The sequence below is a fragment of the Kitasatospora sp. NPDC058046 genome, from assembly GCF_042885595.1.
In the GTDB taxonomy this organism is placed as follows: Bacteria; Actinomycetota; Actinomycetes; order Streptomycetales; family Streptomycetaceae; genus Kitasatospora.
Map to the genome: position 1 here is coordinate 46,274 of NZ_JBHVRS010000034.1, position 14,815 is coordinate 61,088.

Consider the following 14,815-nt stretch of genomic DNA (forward strand, 5'->3'; position numbering starts at 1 on the left):
CAACGCCATCGACCAGACGCGACGGATGCTGTCGCTGGTCACCTACCTGCGCGAGCGGCCCGGGGCCGAGGTCGCCGAGGTGGCCCGGGCGTTCGGGATCAGCGAGCGCGAGCTGATCGCGGACCTCAACGTGCTGCCGATGTGCGGCACCAGCTTCCGCGGCGGCGACCTGCTCGACATCGACACCGACGGCGAGCGGATCTGGTGGCACAACGTCGACGACGTCGCCCAGCCGCTGCGGCTGGCCGCCGACGAGGCGACCGCGCTGCTGGTGGCCGCCCGCGCGGTGGCCGGACTGCCGGGCCTGCGGGCCGGGGATCGGGAGGCGCTCACCCGGGCCGTCGCCAAGATCGAGAACGCGGCGGGGGAGAGCGCCGAGGGCAGTGCCCGGGTCGGCGTGACCTTCGAGGCGGAGAGCCACGTCTTCGCCGACATCGACCGCGCGCTCAGCGAGGGCCGCCGGCTCTGGCTGCGCTACTACTCGCACGGGCGCGGCGGGATGACCGAGCGCGAGGTCGACCCGATCCGGCTGCTCACCGAGGGCCACACCTACCTCGAGGCCTGGTGCCGCACCTCCGAGGACCACCGGATGTTCCGGCTCGACCGGGTCGCCGAGATCCGCGTCCTGGACGTCCCTGCCGACCCGCCCCGGCGCGAGCCGCGCGACCTGAGCGGCGGGCTGGTCAACCCGGCGGCGGACGACCCCGAGGTGGTCGTCGAGGTCTCCTCCGGCGGCCGCTGGGTGGCCGAGTACTACACCCACGACCGGGCCGAGGAACTGCCCGACGGCGGGCTGCGGATCACCCTGCGCAGCGCCGACCCCTCCCAGCTGCGCCCGCTGGCGCTGCGGCTGGGCCGGGACGGCCGGATCGTCTCGCCGCCCGAGCTCGCCGAGCAGGCGCGCTCGGCCGCGCGGGAGGCGCTGGCCGCCTACGGGGAGGGGCGGGTCTGAGCGGTGGAACCCGGGACCAGATTCAAGGTGTACTGCTCCGAGTGCCGGGAGAAGGTGGAGCTCCCGGCCGAGGACTTCCGCCTGACCCTCGGTCGCACCCCGGCCCAGGCGCACTACAGCTTCGGCTGCCCGCGGTGCGGGGCGGCGGTGCGCAAGCCGGCCGGGGAGAAGATCGTCGAGGCGCTCACCGGGGCCGGGGTGCGCACCATGCGGCTCGTCCCGGCCGAGGGGTAGCACGCGTATAGGCTGGGGCGCATGTCCTGGATGCTCGTCGCCGCCGTCCTGCTCGCCACCGCGGGCCTGCTGGTCCTCGGGGTCCTCGCGATCCGGCTCTGGCTGGACGTGCGGGCGCTGGCCAAGGGCGTGGACGCGGCCTCGCGGGCGCTGGCCGCGGCGGCCGGGGACCTGGCGGACGCGGTGCCCGCCCAGGGCGCCCCGGCGGGGGAGCGGAGCGTCCCCGCCGCATAGCACGGTCGGGACCGCGGTGGTACGGGGGCTGCTGCGCGCGGGCGGGGGCGGGTTACGCTCTCAGTTGGCTCCTGAACCGTGTACCGGGGGCCGCTGTCCTGTTCGGGCGGCCGTCGTCATGGCGTCATCCGCAGCGGTTACCATCCGCAGCGGACGGCCCGTCGGGCCGCCATGACTGAAGGTGGTCGCGCATGCGCATCTCGATGACCGCGATCGTGGTGATCGTGATCCTCGCCATCGTGCTGTTCGGAGCCAAGCGGCTCCCGGACCTGGCGCGCTCGCTGGGCAAGTCGATGCGGATCCTGAAGAGCGAGGCGCAGGCGATGCGCTCGGACGGCGAGTCCGAGCAGCCGTCCCGGCCCGCCCCGGCCCCGGTCGACGGTGCCGCGGCCAGGACCGTCCAGGCGGCTCCGGGAGCGTCGGCCACGGCCCGTCCGGTGACCGAGCCCGCCGCCGGGGCCTCCGCGCCCGACGGCGACCGCCCGCACTGAGCGCGGCGCACGTGAGGCACCTGACGCCCGCCGCGCACACCGTGTGCGCGGCGTTCGCGACCACGGAGGCCCGCCGACCGGCGGGCCCCGACGCACGAGTTGAGGACCGGGGTTGAGCAAGCTCTCCAAGGCGCCGAAGGCGTCAAAGGATCCTGAGGGGCGGATGGCCCTCGCCGACCACCTGAGGGAACTGCGCAACCGCGTGGTCAAGTCGGTCCTGGCGATCGTGCTGATCACCATCGTGGCGGCGGTCTACCACAAGCAGATCGAGGACTTCCTGCTGCAGCCGCTGCCGCGGTGCGAAACCCTGGAGCTGGCCAAGCACTACCACGGCAAGTGCGCCCAGGTCTCGAACATCGGTCTGACCGCCGGTTTCACCTGGATGCTGAAGGTGGCCCTGACGGCGGGCGTGGTCGGGACCGTGCCGATCTGGCTCTACCAGGTCTGGGCCTTCGTGGCGCCGGGCCTGCACAGGCACGAGAAGAAGTACACGGTCGTCTTCCTGATCTGCGGGACGCCGCTGTTCCTGGCCGGTGTGGCCGTGGCCATCCTGGTGCTGCCGACCACGGTCGACGTGCTGCTCTCGTTCACCCCGAACGACACCACGCCGATCCTGCCGCCCGAGGACTACTTCGACATCGCCACCCGGATGGTGCTGGTCTTCGGCCTGGCCTTCGAGTTCCCGCTGCTGCTGGTGATGCTGAACATGGTCGGCGTGGTCGGCGGCAAGCGGCTGCTGGGCTGGTGGCGCGGCATGGTCATGGGCATCACGGTGTTCGCGGCCTTCGCCACGCCGAGCGCCGACCCGCTGAGCATGCTGGCGCTGGCCGCGCCGATCTGGGCGCTGTACTTCATCGCGGTGGCGATCGCGATCTTCAACGACAAGCGCAAGGCGCGCCGCAACCCGGACTCCGGGCTGGACGACGAGGAGGCCTCGCACCTGGACCTCTCGGTGCAGCCGGTGGCCGGTGCGGAGTCCGTCCAGGCCTCGGCGGCTCCGGCGGCCGGCGCCTCGGTGCCGGCGTCCCGCCGCGAGGAGATGGACGACATCACGTGAGTCGGTAGGGCCTGAGGGAGCCCCGGTCCGCCGCTGCCGAGCGGTGGGCCGGGGCTTTCCGCTGGTCGGGGCGGTTCCGGGTTTCGGCGGGTGGTCTTGGCAGCTCGCATGGCATGTGACATATTACTGGCGTGCTGAAGACCGAGACACCTCCCCTGGACGTGGTCGTGGTCGGCGCCGGTGTGGTCGGCGCCGCCTGCGCCTACTACGCCGCCCGCGCCGGGCTCGCCGTCGCCGTCGTGGACCGCGGGCCCGTGGCCGGCGGCACCACCGGCGCGGGCGAGGGCAACCTGCTGGTCTCCGACAAGGAGCCCGGCCCCGAACTCGACCTCGCCCTGCTCAGCACCCGGCTCTGGCGCGACCTCGCCGAGCGGCTCGGCCCGGCGATCGAGTACGAGCCCAAGGGCGGCGTGGTGGTGGCTTCCACCGCCGCCGGGCAGGACACGCTGCGGGCCTTCGCCGACGGGCAGCGGGCCGTCGGGGTCGAGGCCGAGGAGGTGCCCGGCGAGCGGCTGCGCGAACTGGAGCCGCACCTGGCCGAGGGCCTGGCCGGCGGCTTCCACTACCCGCAGGACGCCCAGGTCCAGCCCGCCCTCGCCGCCGCCCACCTGCTGCGCGAGGCCCGCCGGATGGGCGCCGAGCTGATCACCGGGGAGAGCGTCACCGCCGTCGACCGGGGCCCGGACGGCGCCGTGCGCGGCGTACGGACCGACCGGCGGCACCTGGCCGCCCCCGCCGTGGTGAACGCGGCCGGCACCTGGGGCGGCGAGGTGGCCGCGCTGGCCGGGGTGCACCTGCCGGTGCTGCCCCGGCGCGGCTTCGTGCTGGTCACCGAGCCGCTGCCGCGGGTCGTGCGGCACAAGGTCTACGCCGCCGACTACGTGGCCAACGTGGCCAGCGGATCGGCCGGGCTGGAGACCTCCGCCGTGATCGAGGGCACCCCGGGCGGGCCGGTGCTGATCGGCGCCAGCCGGGAGCGGGTCGGCTTCGACCGCACGCTCTCCCAGGAGGTGCTGAGCCGGCTCGCCGCCCAGGCCGCCGCCCTCTTCCCGGTGCTCGCCGACGTCACCGTGCTGCGCGCCTACCGGGGCTTCCGCCCGTACCTGCCGGACCACCTGCCGGCCATCGGCGCGGACCCCCGGGTGCCCGGGCTGTACCACGCCTGCGGGCACGAGGGGGCCGGCATCGGGCTGGCCCCGGCGACCGGGCTGCTGATCAGCGAGCAGCTCACCGGCAAGCAGCCGGAGCTGGACCTCGCGCCGTTCCGGGCGGACCGCTTCCCGGCCGAGTGACGGCGTGACGGCCCGGACGCCTGCGACCGAGGCCTGTGTGAGATTCCTTCCTGGACCCGTGAGATTGGAGAGGCCGCCGATGCGCCGCCGCACCCCCGCCGGGCTGGTCGAGGCCGAGCCCGGGCCCGCCCACCACATCGAGTTCGACGGGCGGCCCGTCCCCGCGCTGCCCGGGCAGTCGATCGCCGCCGCGCTCTGGGCCGACGGCGTGCTCGCCTGGCGCACCACCCGGGTCGGCGGGAAGCCGCGCGGGGCGTTCTGCGGGATCGGCGCCTGCTTCGACTGCCTGGCCACCGTGGACGGCCGCCCCAACCAGCGCACCTGCCTGCTCCCCGCCGAGCCCGGCACCACCGTCACCACCCAGGAGGGCCACGGCCGTGCCGACCTCGCCGTCTGAACCCCTCGACGCCCCGTCGTACGACCTCGTGGTGGTCGGCGCCGGCCCGGCCGGGCTGGCCGCCGCCGTCACCGCCGCCGACCTCGGGCTGCGCTGCGCCCTGCTGGACGGCGGGCAGAGCACCGGCGGGCAGTACTACCGCCACCCGGCGCCCGGCCTCGGCGCGGCCCGGCCGGACCGGCTGCACCACCACTGGTCCGCCTACACCGGGCTGGCCGACCGGCTCGACGCGCACGGGCGCGCCGGGCGGGCCGACTTCCGGGCCGGGCACCAGGTCTGGGCGCTGGAGCGCACCGGGGACGGCTTCGCGGTGCACGTCACCCGCGGACCGGAGAGCACCGACCGGGCCACCGTCCGGACCCGGTCGGTGCTGCTCGCCACCGGCGCGTACGAGCGGCAGCTGCCGTTCCCCGGCTGGACCCTGCCCGGGGTGGTCACCGCGGGCGGCGCCCAGGCCATGCTCAAGGCCGGCTTGGTGCTGCCCGGGAAGCGGATCGTGGTGGCCGGCAGCGGCCCGCTGCTGCTCGCGGCGGCCTCCTCGCTGGTCACCGCCGGGGCCGAGGTGCCCGCCGTGGTCGAGGCCACCGCCTACCTCGGGTACGCGCGGCGCCCCGGCGTGCTGGCGGCCGTCCCCGGCAAGCTGGTCGAGGGCGCCGGGCACGGCGGTGCGCTGCTGCGGCACGGCGTACGGCTGCGCCCGCGCAGCGCGGTGGTCGAGGCGCACGGGACGGACCGGGTCACCGGCGTCACGGTGGCCCGGCTGGACGCCGACTGGCGGCCGGTGCCCGGCACCGGGCGGCGGATCGACTGCGACGCGCTCGCCGTCGGCCACGGCCTGCTGCCGCAGATCGACCTGGCCACCGAGCTCGGCGCGCGGACCGTGACCGGGCCGGACGGCGCGGTCGCGCTGGAGGTCGACGCCCGGCTGCGCACCAGCGTGCCCGGCCTCTGGTCGGCGGGGGAGACCAACGGCGTCGGCGGCGCGGACCTCGCGCTCGCCGAGGGCGAGCTGGCCGCGCACGCGGTGGCCGGGGAGCGGCCCGCGGCCGCGCTGCTGCGCCGCCGCTCCCGGCTGCGGGCCTTCGCCGACCTGATGGCCGCCGCGCACCGGCCGGGCCCCGGCTGGACCGGATGGCTGCGTCCGGACACCGACGTCTGCCGGTGCGAGGAGGTGCCGGTGGCGGCGATCCGGGAGGCCGTCGAGGACCTGGGCGCGGGCGATCCGCGCACCGTGAAGCTGCTCACCCGGGCCGGGATGGGCTGGTGCCAGGGCCGGATGTGCGGTCCGGCCGTGGCCTGCCTGGCCGGCCCGGGTGAGCCGGGGCCGGACCGGCGGCCGCTGGGCTGCCCGGTGCCGCTCTCCCAGCTGGCGGCGGGGCCGAACCCGGAGGCGTAGGGCGTGCCCGACCGCTCGCGTCGGGCGGGAACGGTCGGCACGCCCCCGGGGTCCGTCGTCGAAGGACGGGCCGGGGACCTTGTCTCCGGCCCGTCCACTCTAGTAAAATGTCACACCTCATCAAGGAGCTCATGTGTCCATCACCCAGCACGACAGCACCCGTCCCTGGCGCGGCATCATGGTCGCCACCACGCTTCCGCTGCGCCCGGACCACTCCGTCGACTACGACGCCTACGCCGAGCACGTCCGCTGGCTGATCGACTCCGGCTGCGAGGGCGTCGTCCCCAACGGCTCGCTGGGCGAGTACCAGACGCTCACCGCCGAGGAGCGCGCCAAGGTCGTCGAGGTCGCCATCGAGGCGGCCGGCGACGGCTCCCGGGTGATGCCCGGCGTGGCCGCCTACGGCAGCGCCGAGTCCCGCCGCTGGGCCGAGCAGGCCGCCGAGGCCGGCGCCGGCTCCGTCCTGCTGCTGCCGCCGAACGCCTACCGGGCCGACCACGCCTCGGTGCGCGCCCACTACGCCGAGGTCGCCAAGGCCGGGCTGCCGATCGTGGCGTACAACAACCCCATCGACACCAAGGTCGACCTCGTCCCCACGCTGCTCGCCCAGCTGCACGCCGAGGGCTCGATCGTCGCGGTCAAGGAGTTCAGCGGCGACGTCCGCCGGGCGTACGAGATCGCCGAGCTGGCCCCCGGGCTGGACCTGCTGATCGGCGCCGACGACGTGCTGCTGGAGCTGGCGCTCGCGGGCGCGGTCGGCTGGATCGCCGGCTACCCGAACGCCCTGCCCGCCGCCTCGGTCGCGCTCTACGACGCCGCCGTCTCCAAGGACCTGGAGAACGCGCTGCCGCTGTACAAGTCGCTGCACTCGCTGCTGCGCTGGGACTCCAAGACCGAGTTCGTCCAGGCCATCAAGCTCTCGATGGACATCGCCGGGCGCCCCGGCGGCCCGGTGCGCGCCCCGCGCCTGCCGCTCGTCCCGGAGATCGAGGAGGCCGTCCGCGCGGCCACCGAGAAGGCGCTGGCCGACGGCCTGGTCTGACACCGGCGCGATCCCGGGCCTCCGGGCCGGCTGCGGCGGCAGTCGGCCCGGCCTACCCACCAACCATCCGAACCTGTACGGGAGTTGTGACCCATGCGCAGCCGTCACGTGTTCCACGCCGTCGACTCGCACACCGAGGGCATGCCGACCCGGGTGATCACCGGCGGCTTCGGCGTCATCCCCGGCGCCACCATGGCCGAGCGCCGGGTGCACTTCCAGGAGCACCTGGACCACTTCCGCACCCTGCTGATGTACGAGCCCCGCGGCCACGCCGCGATGAGCGGCGCGATCCTCCAGCCGCCGACCCGGCCGGACGCCGACTTCGGCGTGCTCTACATCGAGGTCTCCGGACTGCTGCCGATGTGCGGGCACGGCACCATCGGGGTCGCCACCGTACTGGTCGAGACCGGGATGGTCCCGGTGGTCGAGCCGGTCACCACCGTACGGCTGGACACCCCGGCCGGACTCGTGGTCGCCGAGGTGAAGGTCGAGGACGGCGCCGCCAAGGCGGTGACCATCCGCAACGTGCCCTCCTACTCCGTCGCCCTGGACCGCAAGGTCGAGGTGCCCGGCTACGGCACGGTGACCTACGACCTCGCGTACGGCGGCAACTACTACGCCATCCTGCCGCTCGCCGAGTTCGGGCTGCCCTTCGAGCGCGAGCGCAAGCAGGAGATCCTGGACGCCGGCCTGGCCATGATGGACGCGATCAACGCGGGCCCGGACCGGCCGGTGCACCCGGAGAACCCGTCCATCCACAGCTGCCACCACGTCCAGCTGCTCGCCCCCGGCTCCACCGCCGAGCACTCCCGGCACGCGATGGCCATCCACCCCGGCTGGTTCGACCGCTCGCCCTGCGGCACCGGCACCTCGGCGCGGATGGCCCAGCTGCACGCGCGCGGCGAACTGCCGCTCGGACGGGACTTCCGCAACGACTCCTTCATCGGGACCACCTTCACCGGGCGGCTGGTCGAGGAGACCGAGGTGGCCGGGCTGCCCGCGGTGGTGCCCACCGTCACCGGGCGGGCCTGGGTCACCGGCACCGCCCAGTACTTCCTCGACCCGAGCGACCCGTTCCCGGCGGGCTTCCTGCTCTGACCCCTCCTTCCTCCTTCGTCCCCGTACCTCCCCCCGAAGGGCTGCTGGCCGTGACCATCACCTCGTACAACCCCGCCGACCCCGACGACCTCGTGGTCGCCGTCGAGGAGCCCGGCGCCGAGGCCGTGCGGGCCGCCGTCGGGCGGGCCCGGGCGGCGCAGGGCGACTGGCTCGCCGCCGGGGCGGGCGCCCGGTCGGCGGCGCTCGGCCGGATCGCGGACGCCGTGGAGGCGCACGCCCACGAGCTGGCCGCGCTGATCGTGCGCGAGGTCGGCAAGCCGCTGGCCGAGGCGCTCGGCGAGGTCGCCCGCACGGCGGCGATCTGGCGCTACTACGCGCAGGCGCCGTACGCGCCCTCCGGGGCGGTGCACGAGACCGCCGCCGGCCCCGGGCTGCTGTTCACCCGCCGCCGCCCGTACGGGGTCGCCGGGCTGATCGCGCCGTGGAACTTCCCGCTGGCGATCCCGACCTGGAAGGCCGCGCCGGCCCTCGCCGTCGGCAACGCGGTGGTGCTCAAGCCGGCCCCCGAGGCGACGGCCTGCGCGCTGCGGCTGGCGGAGCTGGCCGGGCTGCCCGAGGACGTGTTCACGGTGCTGCCCGGCGGGGCGGAGGAGGGCGCGGCGCTGGTCGACTCCGCCGACGTGGTCTCCTTCACCGGCTCGACCGGCGTCGGCCGGGCCGTGGTGCGGGCCGCGACCGATCGCGGGGTGCCGGTGCAGGCCGAACTCGGCGGGCTGAACGCCGCGCTGGTGCTGCCGGACGCCGACATCGCGCAGGCCGCCGGGCACATCGCCGCGGCCATCGCCGGGTACGCCGGGCAGAAGTGCACCGCCACCAGCCGGGTGATCGCGGTCGGCGCCGCGTACGAGCCGCTGCGCGAGGCGCTGGTCAAGGCGCTGGCGGCGGTCGACGACGCGGTCTGCGGGCCGGTGATCAACGCCGGTGCGCGGGAGCGGCTGACCGGGGCCGTCTCCTCGGCCGTCGAGGCCGGGGCCAGCGTGCTCACCGGCGGCGGGGTGCCCGAGCGGACCGGCTGGTACGTCGAGCCGACCCTGCTCGCCGAGGTGCCGGCCGAACACCCGCTGGCCCGCGAGGAGTTCTTCGGCCCGATCGCGGTGCTGCACGCCGCGGCCGACCTGGACGAGGCCATCGCGCTCGCCAACGACACCCCGCACAGCCTCTCCACCTCGGTGCACACCCGCAGCCTGGACGTGGCGCTGGCCGCCGCCGACCGGCTGGACGCGGGCATGATCCGGGTCAACGCCCCGTCCAGCGGCGTCGACTTCCACCTGCCCTTCGGCGGGGCCAAGGGCGCGAGCCACGGCGACCGCGAACAGGGCCAGGCCGCCCTGGACTTCTACACCGTCAGCCGGACCGTCAGCGTGCTGCCGGGCGGAGGTGCGCTCTGATGTTCGTACGGACGGTCGACTACCACACGGCCGGCGAGCCGTTCCGGATCGTGCTGGACGGCGTGCCCCCGATCCCCGGCGACACCGTCGCCGAGCGCCGGGCCATCGCGCTCGGCGCGGGCGGCAGCGCGACCGCGCCCCGGCCCAGCGCGCTGGACGAGGTCCGGCAGCTGCTCAGCCGGGAACCGCGCGGCCACGCCGGGATGTACGGCGGCTTCCTGGTCCCGCCGGACGACGACGAGGCGCACCTGGGCGTGCTGTTCTGGCACAAGGACGGCTACTCCACCGCCTGCGGGCACGGCACCATCGCGCTCGGCGCCTGGGCGGTGGACTCCGGACTGGTGGCCGCCCCCGCGGACGGCGTGGCGCGGGTGCGGATCGATGTGCCGTCCGGCCGGGTCACCGCCCTGGTGCACCGCGCCGGCGGGCGGACCACCGGGGTGACCTTCCGCAACGTGCCCAGCCGGGTCACCGCGCTGAAGCTCCCGGTGGAGACCTCGCGCGGCACCGTGGAGGTCGCCGTGGCGCACTCCGGCGCCTGCTACGCCTCGGTGCCCGCGGCCGCCCTCGGGCTCGCCGTGGAGAAGCAGCAGCTGCCCGAACTCACCGCCCTGGGGCGGGAGATCAGGGCCGCGCTGGCCGGCTCGGAGGCGGTCGCCCACCCGACGGACGCCCGGCTGTCGGGCGTCTACGGGGTCATCCTCCACGACGAACTCCCCCCGGTGGACGGGGTGCTGAACCAGCGCAACGTCACCGTCTTCGCGGACGGCCAGATCGACCGCTCGCCCTGCGGATCCGGCACCTCCGCCCGGCTCGCGGTGCTCGCCGCCGAGGGGCGGCTGGCCCCGGGCGAGCCGCTGCGGCACGAGTCGATCATCGGGACGGTCTTCAGCGGGCAGGTCCTCCCGGGCGGCGACCCGCAGGGCGAGGGCGTGGTCACCGAGGTCGGCGGGACGGCCTTCCGCACCGGCGAGCACGGCTTCGTGCTGGAGCCGGACGACGACCTGGGAGCGGGGTTCCTGCTGTGACCACCGTGCGTGCGACCGAAGCCGTGAAGCCAACCGAAGTGCCCGGCGCGGCGGTTGTGCCGCTCCAGTACGCCGTGCCGGGCACCGGCGGGGTCGGGCCCGCCGGGGCGGTGGGGGCGATCGAGCGGGTGCTGCTGGACGGGTTCGACCCGGAGGCGGCACCCGCCCGGTCGGCCGTACCGGTGCCCGCCGGCGAACTGCTGATGATGCCGGCCGCCGCCGGGCCGTACGCCGGCGTGAAGATCGCCGGGGTCGCGCCCGCCAACCCGTCGGCCGGACTGCCCCGGATCACCGGCAGCTACCTGCTGCTGGACGGGCCCACCCTCCAGCCGCTCGCCCTGCTGGACGGCGCCGCGCTCACCGCGCTGCGCACGCCCGCCGTCACCGCGGCCGCGCTGCGGCGGCTGGCCGTGCCGGAGGCCGAGCACCTGGTGCTGTTCGGCTCCGGGCCGCAGGCGTACGGGCACCTGGACGCCCTGCTCGCCGTCCGGCCGCTGCGTCGGCTCACCGTGGTGGCGCGCAACGCCGAACGGGCCGGGGCGCTGGCCGATTACGGGCGGAAGCTCGGGCTGGCGGCCGAGGTCGGCGACCCGCGCGCGGTCCGCGAGGCGGACCTGGTGGTCTGCTGCACCACCGCGCGCACCCCGCTGTTCGACGGCGCCCTGGTGCCCGCCCACGCGGCGGTGGCGGCGGTCGGCTCGCACGAGCCGGACGCCCGGGAGGTGGACGAACTGCTCGTCCAGCGCGCCGAGTTGTACGTCGAGGCACGTACCGTCGCGGAGCGCGAGGCCGGGGACCTGCTGATGGCGGGCGTGGCCGGGCGGCAGCTGTGGAACCTCGCCGAACTGGTGCGCGGCGACGCGCTGGTGCCCGACGGGCGGCCGCGGTTCTTCAAGAGCGTCGGGATGGCCTGGCAGGACCTGGCCGTCGCGGCGGAGGTGTACCGGGCCGCGTCCTAGCGGTTCAGTCGCCCAGGAAGACGAGCCAACTGCCCGGGGTGGCGGCGCAGTTGGCGAGCAGGTTGCGCAGGTCGCGGACGGCCGCCCGCTGCTCCCCGGTGGTGCAGCGGGCGAGCAGGGCGGTGGCCTCCTCGAAGGCGGCGCCGGCGTCCTGCTCGTTGAACGGGGTGTCCCCGTACGGGTCGATCCGGCCGAGCCGGTGGCGGGTCGGATCGGTGTGCCGGGCCAGGACGGAGGTGAGGGCCTCGCCGGGGCTCGACAGGTGCAGCAACCTGGCGCTGGTGCGGCGGCCGCCGTTCGGGCGGCCGTCGTACAGCGCGATGTCGATCGACACGGCGTTACTCCTGGTGGTGGTCGGGAGTTGTGGAGCCGGAGCCGGTGCAGCGGGATGGGATCCCCCGCTGCACCGGCTCCTCACGTTTTCCGGACGTTTTCCGGCAGGCTCCCGTGCGGGCGGGCGGGCGGTCCGGGTCCGCGCGTCAGGCCCGGTCGTCGGCGTAGGCGGTGAGCAGGCGGGCCAGGTGCTTGCCGGTGACCAGCAGCGGCTCCTCGCTGCGGGCGACCTGGGCGGCGAGCTCGGCGCCCTCCAGGGTGCTGATCACGGTGCCAGCCAGCTCGCGGGCGTCCTGCTCGCCGATGCCGGCGGCGAGCAGCCGTTCCGTCACGACGGCCCGCCAGTGGGCGAAGGCCTCGGCCACCGCCTCCTCGATCACCGGCACCCGGCCGATCGTCTCCAGGGCGGTGCTGGTGATCGGGCAGCCGTCCTGCCAGTCGGACGCGCGCAGTTCGGTGGCGAGCAGCCGGGTGCAGGCGGTCATCGCCTCGCCCAGGTCCGGTGAGGAGCCGAGCCCGGCGTGCAGCATGACGGCGAACTCCTCGTCCCCGTGCCGGATCGCCTCGGCGGCCAACTCCTGCTTGCCGCCCGGGAAGAAGTGGTAGACGGAGCCGAGGGTGGCCTCGGCCTCGCGGGAGATCTGCTTGATCCCGGTGCCCTCGTACCCCTGGCGCTGCAGCAGCCGGGAGGTGGCCCGGACGATCCGCTCCCGGGTGCCGGGCTTCGCTTCGGCCTGCGCGCCGTCCTTCGGTGCGGCCTTCGCCGGGGCCTTCACCGGGGCCTTCGCAGCGACCCTCACGGCGGCCTTCGGGTCGGCCTTCGCGGGGGTCTTCTCGGGCGTCTTCACGGCGTGATCCTAGCCGAGATTCTGAGTAGAGCGTTCGTTCCAGTCCTGTGCTAGCGTCGGCTCCGGCGCTCTGGATAGAGCGTTCGTTCTAGGCATTCGTCCAGTGGAGGGGAACACGCATGTCCGTGGAGCAGCAGGCGAGGCGATCCGTGACGGTGATCGGGCTCGGCCCGATGGGGCAGGCCATGGCCCGGGCGTTCCTGGACGCCGGGTACGCCGTCACGGTGTGGAACCGCACGGCCGCACGGGCCGACGAACTCGTCGCCCGGGGCGCGCAGGCGGCGCCCAGCGCGGAGGCGGCGGTGGCGGCGAACGAACTGGTGGTGCTCAGCCTCACCGACTACGACGCCGTGTTCGCCGTCCTGGAGTCGGTCGAGCCGGCGCTGAAGGGGAAGGTGGTCGCGAACCTCAGCTCGGACACCCCCGGGCGGGCCCGCGAGGCCGCCCGCTGGCTGGCCGAGCGCGGCGCCGGACACCTGACCGGCGGGGTGCAGGTGCCGCCCTCGGGCATCGGCAGCCCCGAGTCGTCCACCTTCTACAGCGGCCCGGTCGAGCTGTTCCGGCGGCACCGGGCCGCCCTGGAGGTGCTCACCGGGGCCGACTACCGGGGTGACGACCCCGGGCTGGCCCAGCTGTACTACCAGATCCAGATGGACCTGTTCTGGTCCTCGATGGTCGGCTACCTGCACGCCACGGCGGTCGCCGAGGCCAACGGCATCACCGCCGAGGAGTTCCTGCCGTACGCCCTGCCCACCGCCGCGCTGCTGCCGCGGATGATCGAGTTCTACGCGCCGCGGATCACCGCCGGGGACCACCGCGGGGACGTCGACCGGCTGACGATGGCACTCGCGAGCATCGAGCACGTCCAGCACACCGCGGAGGACTCCGAGGTGGACGGCGCCCTGCCGGCCCTCCTCGCGGAGGCGGTCCGGCGGGGCGTGGCGGACGGGGACGGCGCGGCCAGCCTGAGCACCCTGGTGGGGCGGTTCCGCCGGGCGTAGCCCTCCGGGCGGACCTCCGGGCGGATCTTCGTACGGACCTCCCGGGCGGACCGGAAGATCGTGTGCCGTCGGCCGTTGTCACGGCCGACGGCCGCTGTCACCATGGCGTTCGGCAGGAGGAGGGGCCGGTGCGGCGGGTCGGTGACGGGTGTTCGAATCACTGGCTGTTGCGCACGCAACGTAACGTGACATTGTACGCTGGTGTTCTGCACCCACCCGGAGGAACACCATGGCCGACCTCAAGTCCCGCACCCTGATCTCCGTACAGGAGCGGCTTCGCGACCAGGTCGCGCACGCACTCCGGGCAGCCCTGATCTCCGGCGAACTGCGCCCCGGCGTCGTCTACTCCGCCCCCGCGCTCGCAGCCGACTTCGGCGTCTCCGCGACCCCCGTCCGCGAGGCCATGCTCGACCTCGCCCGCGAGGGCCTGGTCGAAGCCGTCCGCAACAAGGGCTTCCGGGTCACCGAGCTGACCGACCGCGACCTCGACGACTTCACCGAGATCCGCGCCCTGATCGAGGTCCCGACCGTCGGCCGGGTGGCGCGCACCGCCACCAAGGAGCAGCTGGAGCGGCTGCGCCCGCAGGCCGAGGCGATCGTCGCTGCGGCCCGCAAGCACGACCTGATCGGCTACCTGGAGGCCGACCGCCAGTTCCACCTCGACCTGCTGGGCCTGGCCGGCAACTCGCGGCTGGTCGAGGTCGTCGGCGACCTGCGCAAGCGCTCGCGGCTCTACGGCCTCAACCGGCTCGACGAGCGCGGCGAGCTGGTCTCCTCGGCGGAGGAGCACCTGGAGCTGCTCGACCTGCTGCTCGCCGGCGACGCGGCCGGGGCCGAGGCCTGCATGACCCGCCACCTCAGCCACGTCCGCTCCCTCTGGGCCGGCGAGGAGAAGCCCGCCGAACCGGAGCCTTCGGCCCTGCGCCTGCGGTCCCGCTAGGGGACTCGGCAGGAGTCAAACCGCCCGTTCGGGTGAAGAGTCCGGGTATGGACGGCGGCTTGGGGCCGACGGGCGGAGGATTCGCCTGTGCGGAACAGGGTGCT

General features: G+C 75.0%; 17 protein-coding genes. 15 read left to right on the forward strand and 2 right to left on the reverse strand.

The genetic code is table 11. From position 1 onward, the window contains the following. Positions 1–25: 25 nt before the first annotated feature. From ACFVU7_RS41135 to ACFVU7_RS41195, 13 genes are all read left to right on the forward strand, one after another. On the forward strand, positions 26–952 hold the full coding sequence (locus ACFVU7_RS41135; RefSeq protein WP_181970795.1) for a YafY family protein: 927 nt from the start codon (positions 26–28) through the stop codon (positions 950–952). Between the two features lie 3 nt (positions 953–955). Further along, entirely contained in the window at positions 956–1,186 is a 231-nt protein-coding gene (locus tag ACFVU7_RS41140; protein WP_049652006.1) for a hypothetical protein, read from the forward strand. A 21-nt stretch (positions 1,187–1,207) separates the two neighbouring features. Next, entirely contained in the window at positions 1,208–1,420 is a 213-nt protein-coding gene (locus ACFVU7_RS41145) for a hypothetical protein (RefSeq protein WP_049652007.1), read from the forward strand. A gap of 191 nt (positions 1,421–1,611) precedes the next feature. Continuing rightward, on the forward strand, positions 1,612–1,911 hold the full coding sequence (gene tatA, locus ACFVU7_RS41150) for a Sec-independent protein translocase subunit TatA (protein WP_388051365.1): 300 nt from the start codon (positions 1,612–1,614) through the stop codon (positions 1,909–1,911). A gap of 163 nt (positions 1,912–2,074) precedes the next feature. Then, positions 2,075–2,968: a twin-arginine translocase subunit TatC gene (gene tatC / locus ACFVU7_RS41155; protein WP_049652009.1), complete on the forward strand. Its 894-nt coding sequence runs from the start codon at positions 2,075–2,077 to the stop codon at positions 2,966–2,968. A gap of 131 nt (positions 2,969–3,099) precedes the next feature. Then, the gene (locus ACFVU7_RS41160) at positions 3,100–4,260 is read left to right on the forward strand and encodes an NAD(P)/FAD-dependent oxidoreductase (RefSeq protein ID WP_388051368.1); all 1,161 of its coding nucleotides are present in this window, start codon (positions 3,100–3,102) and stop codon (positions 4,258–4,260) included. Between the two features lie 79 nt (positions 4,261–4,339). Then, complete coding sequence (locus ACFVU7_RS41165; protein WP_049652011.1) at positions 4,340–4,657, forward strand: (2Fe-2S)-binding protein; 318 nt, start codon at positions 4,340–4,342, stop codon at positions 4,655–4,657. Then, positions 4,638–6,053, forward strand: a complete 1,416-nt coding sequence (locus tag ACFVU7_RS41170; RefSeq protein WP_388051370.1) for an NAD(P)/FAD-dependent oxidoreductase — start codon at positions 4,638–4,640, stop codon at positions 6,051–6,053. The genes ACFVU7_RS41165 and ACFVU7_RS41170 overlap by 20 nt, the downstream gene beginning before the upstream one ends. Before the next feature lie 178 nt (positions 6,054–6,231). Next, complete coding sequence (locus ACFVU7_RS41175) at positions 6,232–7,095, forward strand: dihydrodipicolinate synthase family protein (RefSeq protein ID WP_369808372.1); 864 nt, start codon at positions 6,232–6,234, stop codon at positions 7,093–7,095. A 93-nt stretch (positions 7,096–7,188) separates the two neighbouring features. Beyond that, a complete protein-coding gene (locus ACFVU7_RS41180) occupies positions 7,189–8,193 on the forward strand; it encodes a proline racemase family protein (RefSeq protein WP_049660310.1) in 1,005 nt (334 codons plus the stop codon). Positions 8,194–8,243: 50 nt separating this feature from the next. Continuing rightward, complete coding sequence (locus ACFVU7_RS41185) at positions 8,244–9,602, forward strand: aldehyde dehydrogenase family protein (RefSeq protein ID WP_388051373.1); 1,359 nt, start codon at positions 8,244–8,246, stop codon at positions 9,600–9,602. Next, positions 9,602–10,630 carry a proline racemase family protein gene (locus ACFVU7_RS41190; protein ID WP_387966332.1) on the forward strand — a complete coding sequence of 343 codons (1,029 nt, stop codon included), beginning with the start codon at positions 9,602–9,604 and terminating at the stop codon, positions 10,628–10,630. Before ACFVU7_RS41185 ends, ACFVU7_RS41190 begins: the two co-directional genes overlap by 1 nt. 23 nt (positions 10,631–10,653) lie before the next feature. Beyond that, positions 10,654–11,589, forward strand: a complete 936-nt coding sequence (locus ACFVU7_RS41195) for an ornithine cyclodeaminase family protein (protein WP_338016276.1) — start codon at positions 10,654–10,656, stop codon at positions 11,587–11,589. Positions 11,590–11,593: 4 nt separating this feature from the next. Here the strand turns inward: ACFVU7_RS41195 and ACFVU7_RS41200 are convergent, their stop codons facing one another. Beyond that, complete coding sequence (locus ACFVU7_RS41200) at positions 11,594–11,923, reverse strand: hypothetical protein (RefSeq protein ID WP_388051375.1); 330 nt, start codon at positions 11,921–11,923, stop codon at positions 11,594–11,596. Between the two features lie 145 nt (positions 11,924–12,068). Further along, positions 12,069–12,698, reverse strand: a complete 630-nt coding sequence (locus ACFVU7_RS41205) for a TetR/AcrR family transcriptional regulator (RefSeq protein ID WP_375876070.1) — start codon at positions 12,696–12,698, stop codon at positions 12,069–12,071. A 191-nt stretch (positions 12,699–12,889) separates the two neighbouring features. Here ACFVU7_RS41205 and ACFVU7_RS41210 point away from each other — a divergent pair, with 191 nt between their 5' ends. Together ACFVU7_RS41210 and ACFVU7_RS41215 are read left to right on the forward strand one after the other, a co-directional pair. Next, the gene (locus ACFVU7_RS41210; protein ID WP_388051378.1) at positions 12,890–13,771 is read left to right on the forward strand and encodes an NAD(P)-dependent oxidoreductase; all 882 of its coding nucleotides are present in this window, start codon (positions 12,890–12,892) and stop codon (positions 13,769–13,771) included. A 229-nt stretch (positions 13,772–14,000) separates the two neighbouring features. Further along, on the forward strand, positions 14,001–14,711 hold the full coding sequence (locus ACFVU7_RS41215; RefSeq protein ID WP_117487207.1) for a GntR family transcriptional regulator: 711 nt from the start codon (positions 14,001–14,003) through the stop codon (positions 14,709–14,711). Positions 14,712–14,815: the final 104 nt, after the last annotated feature.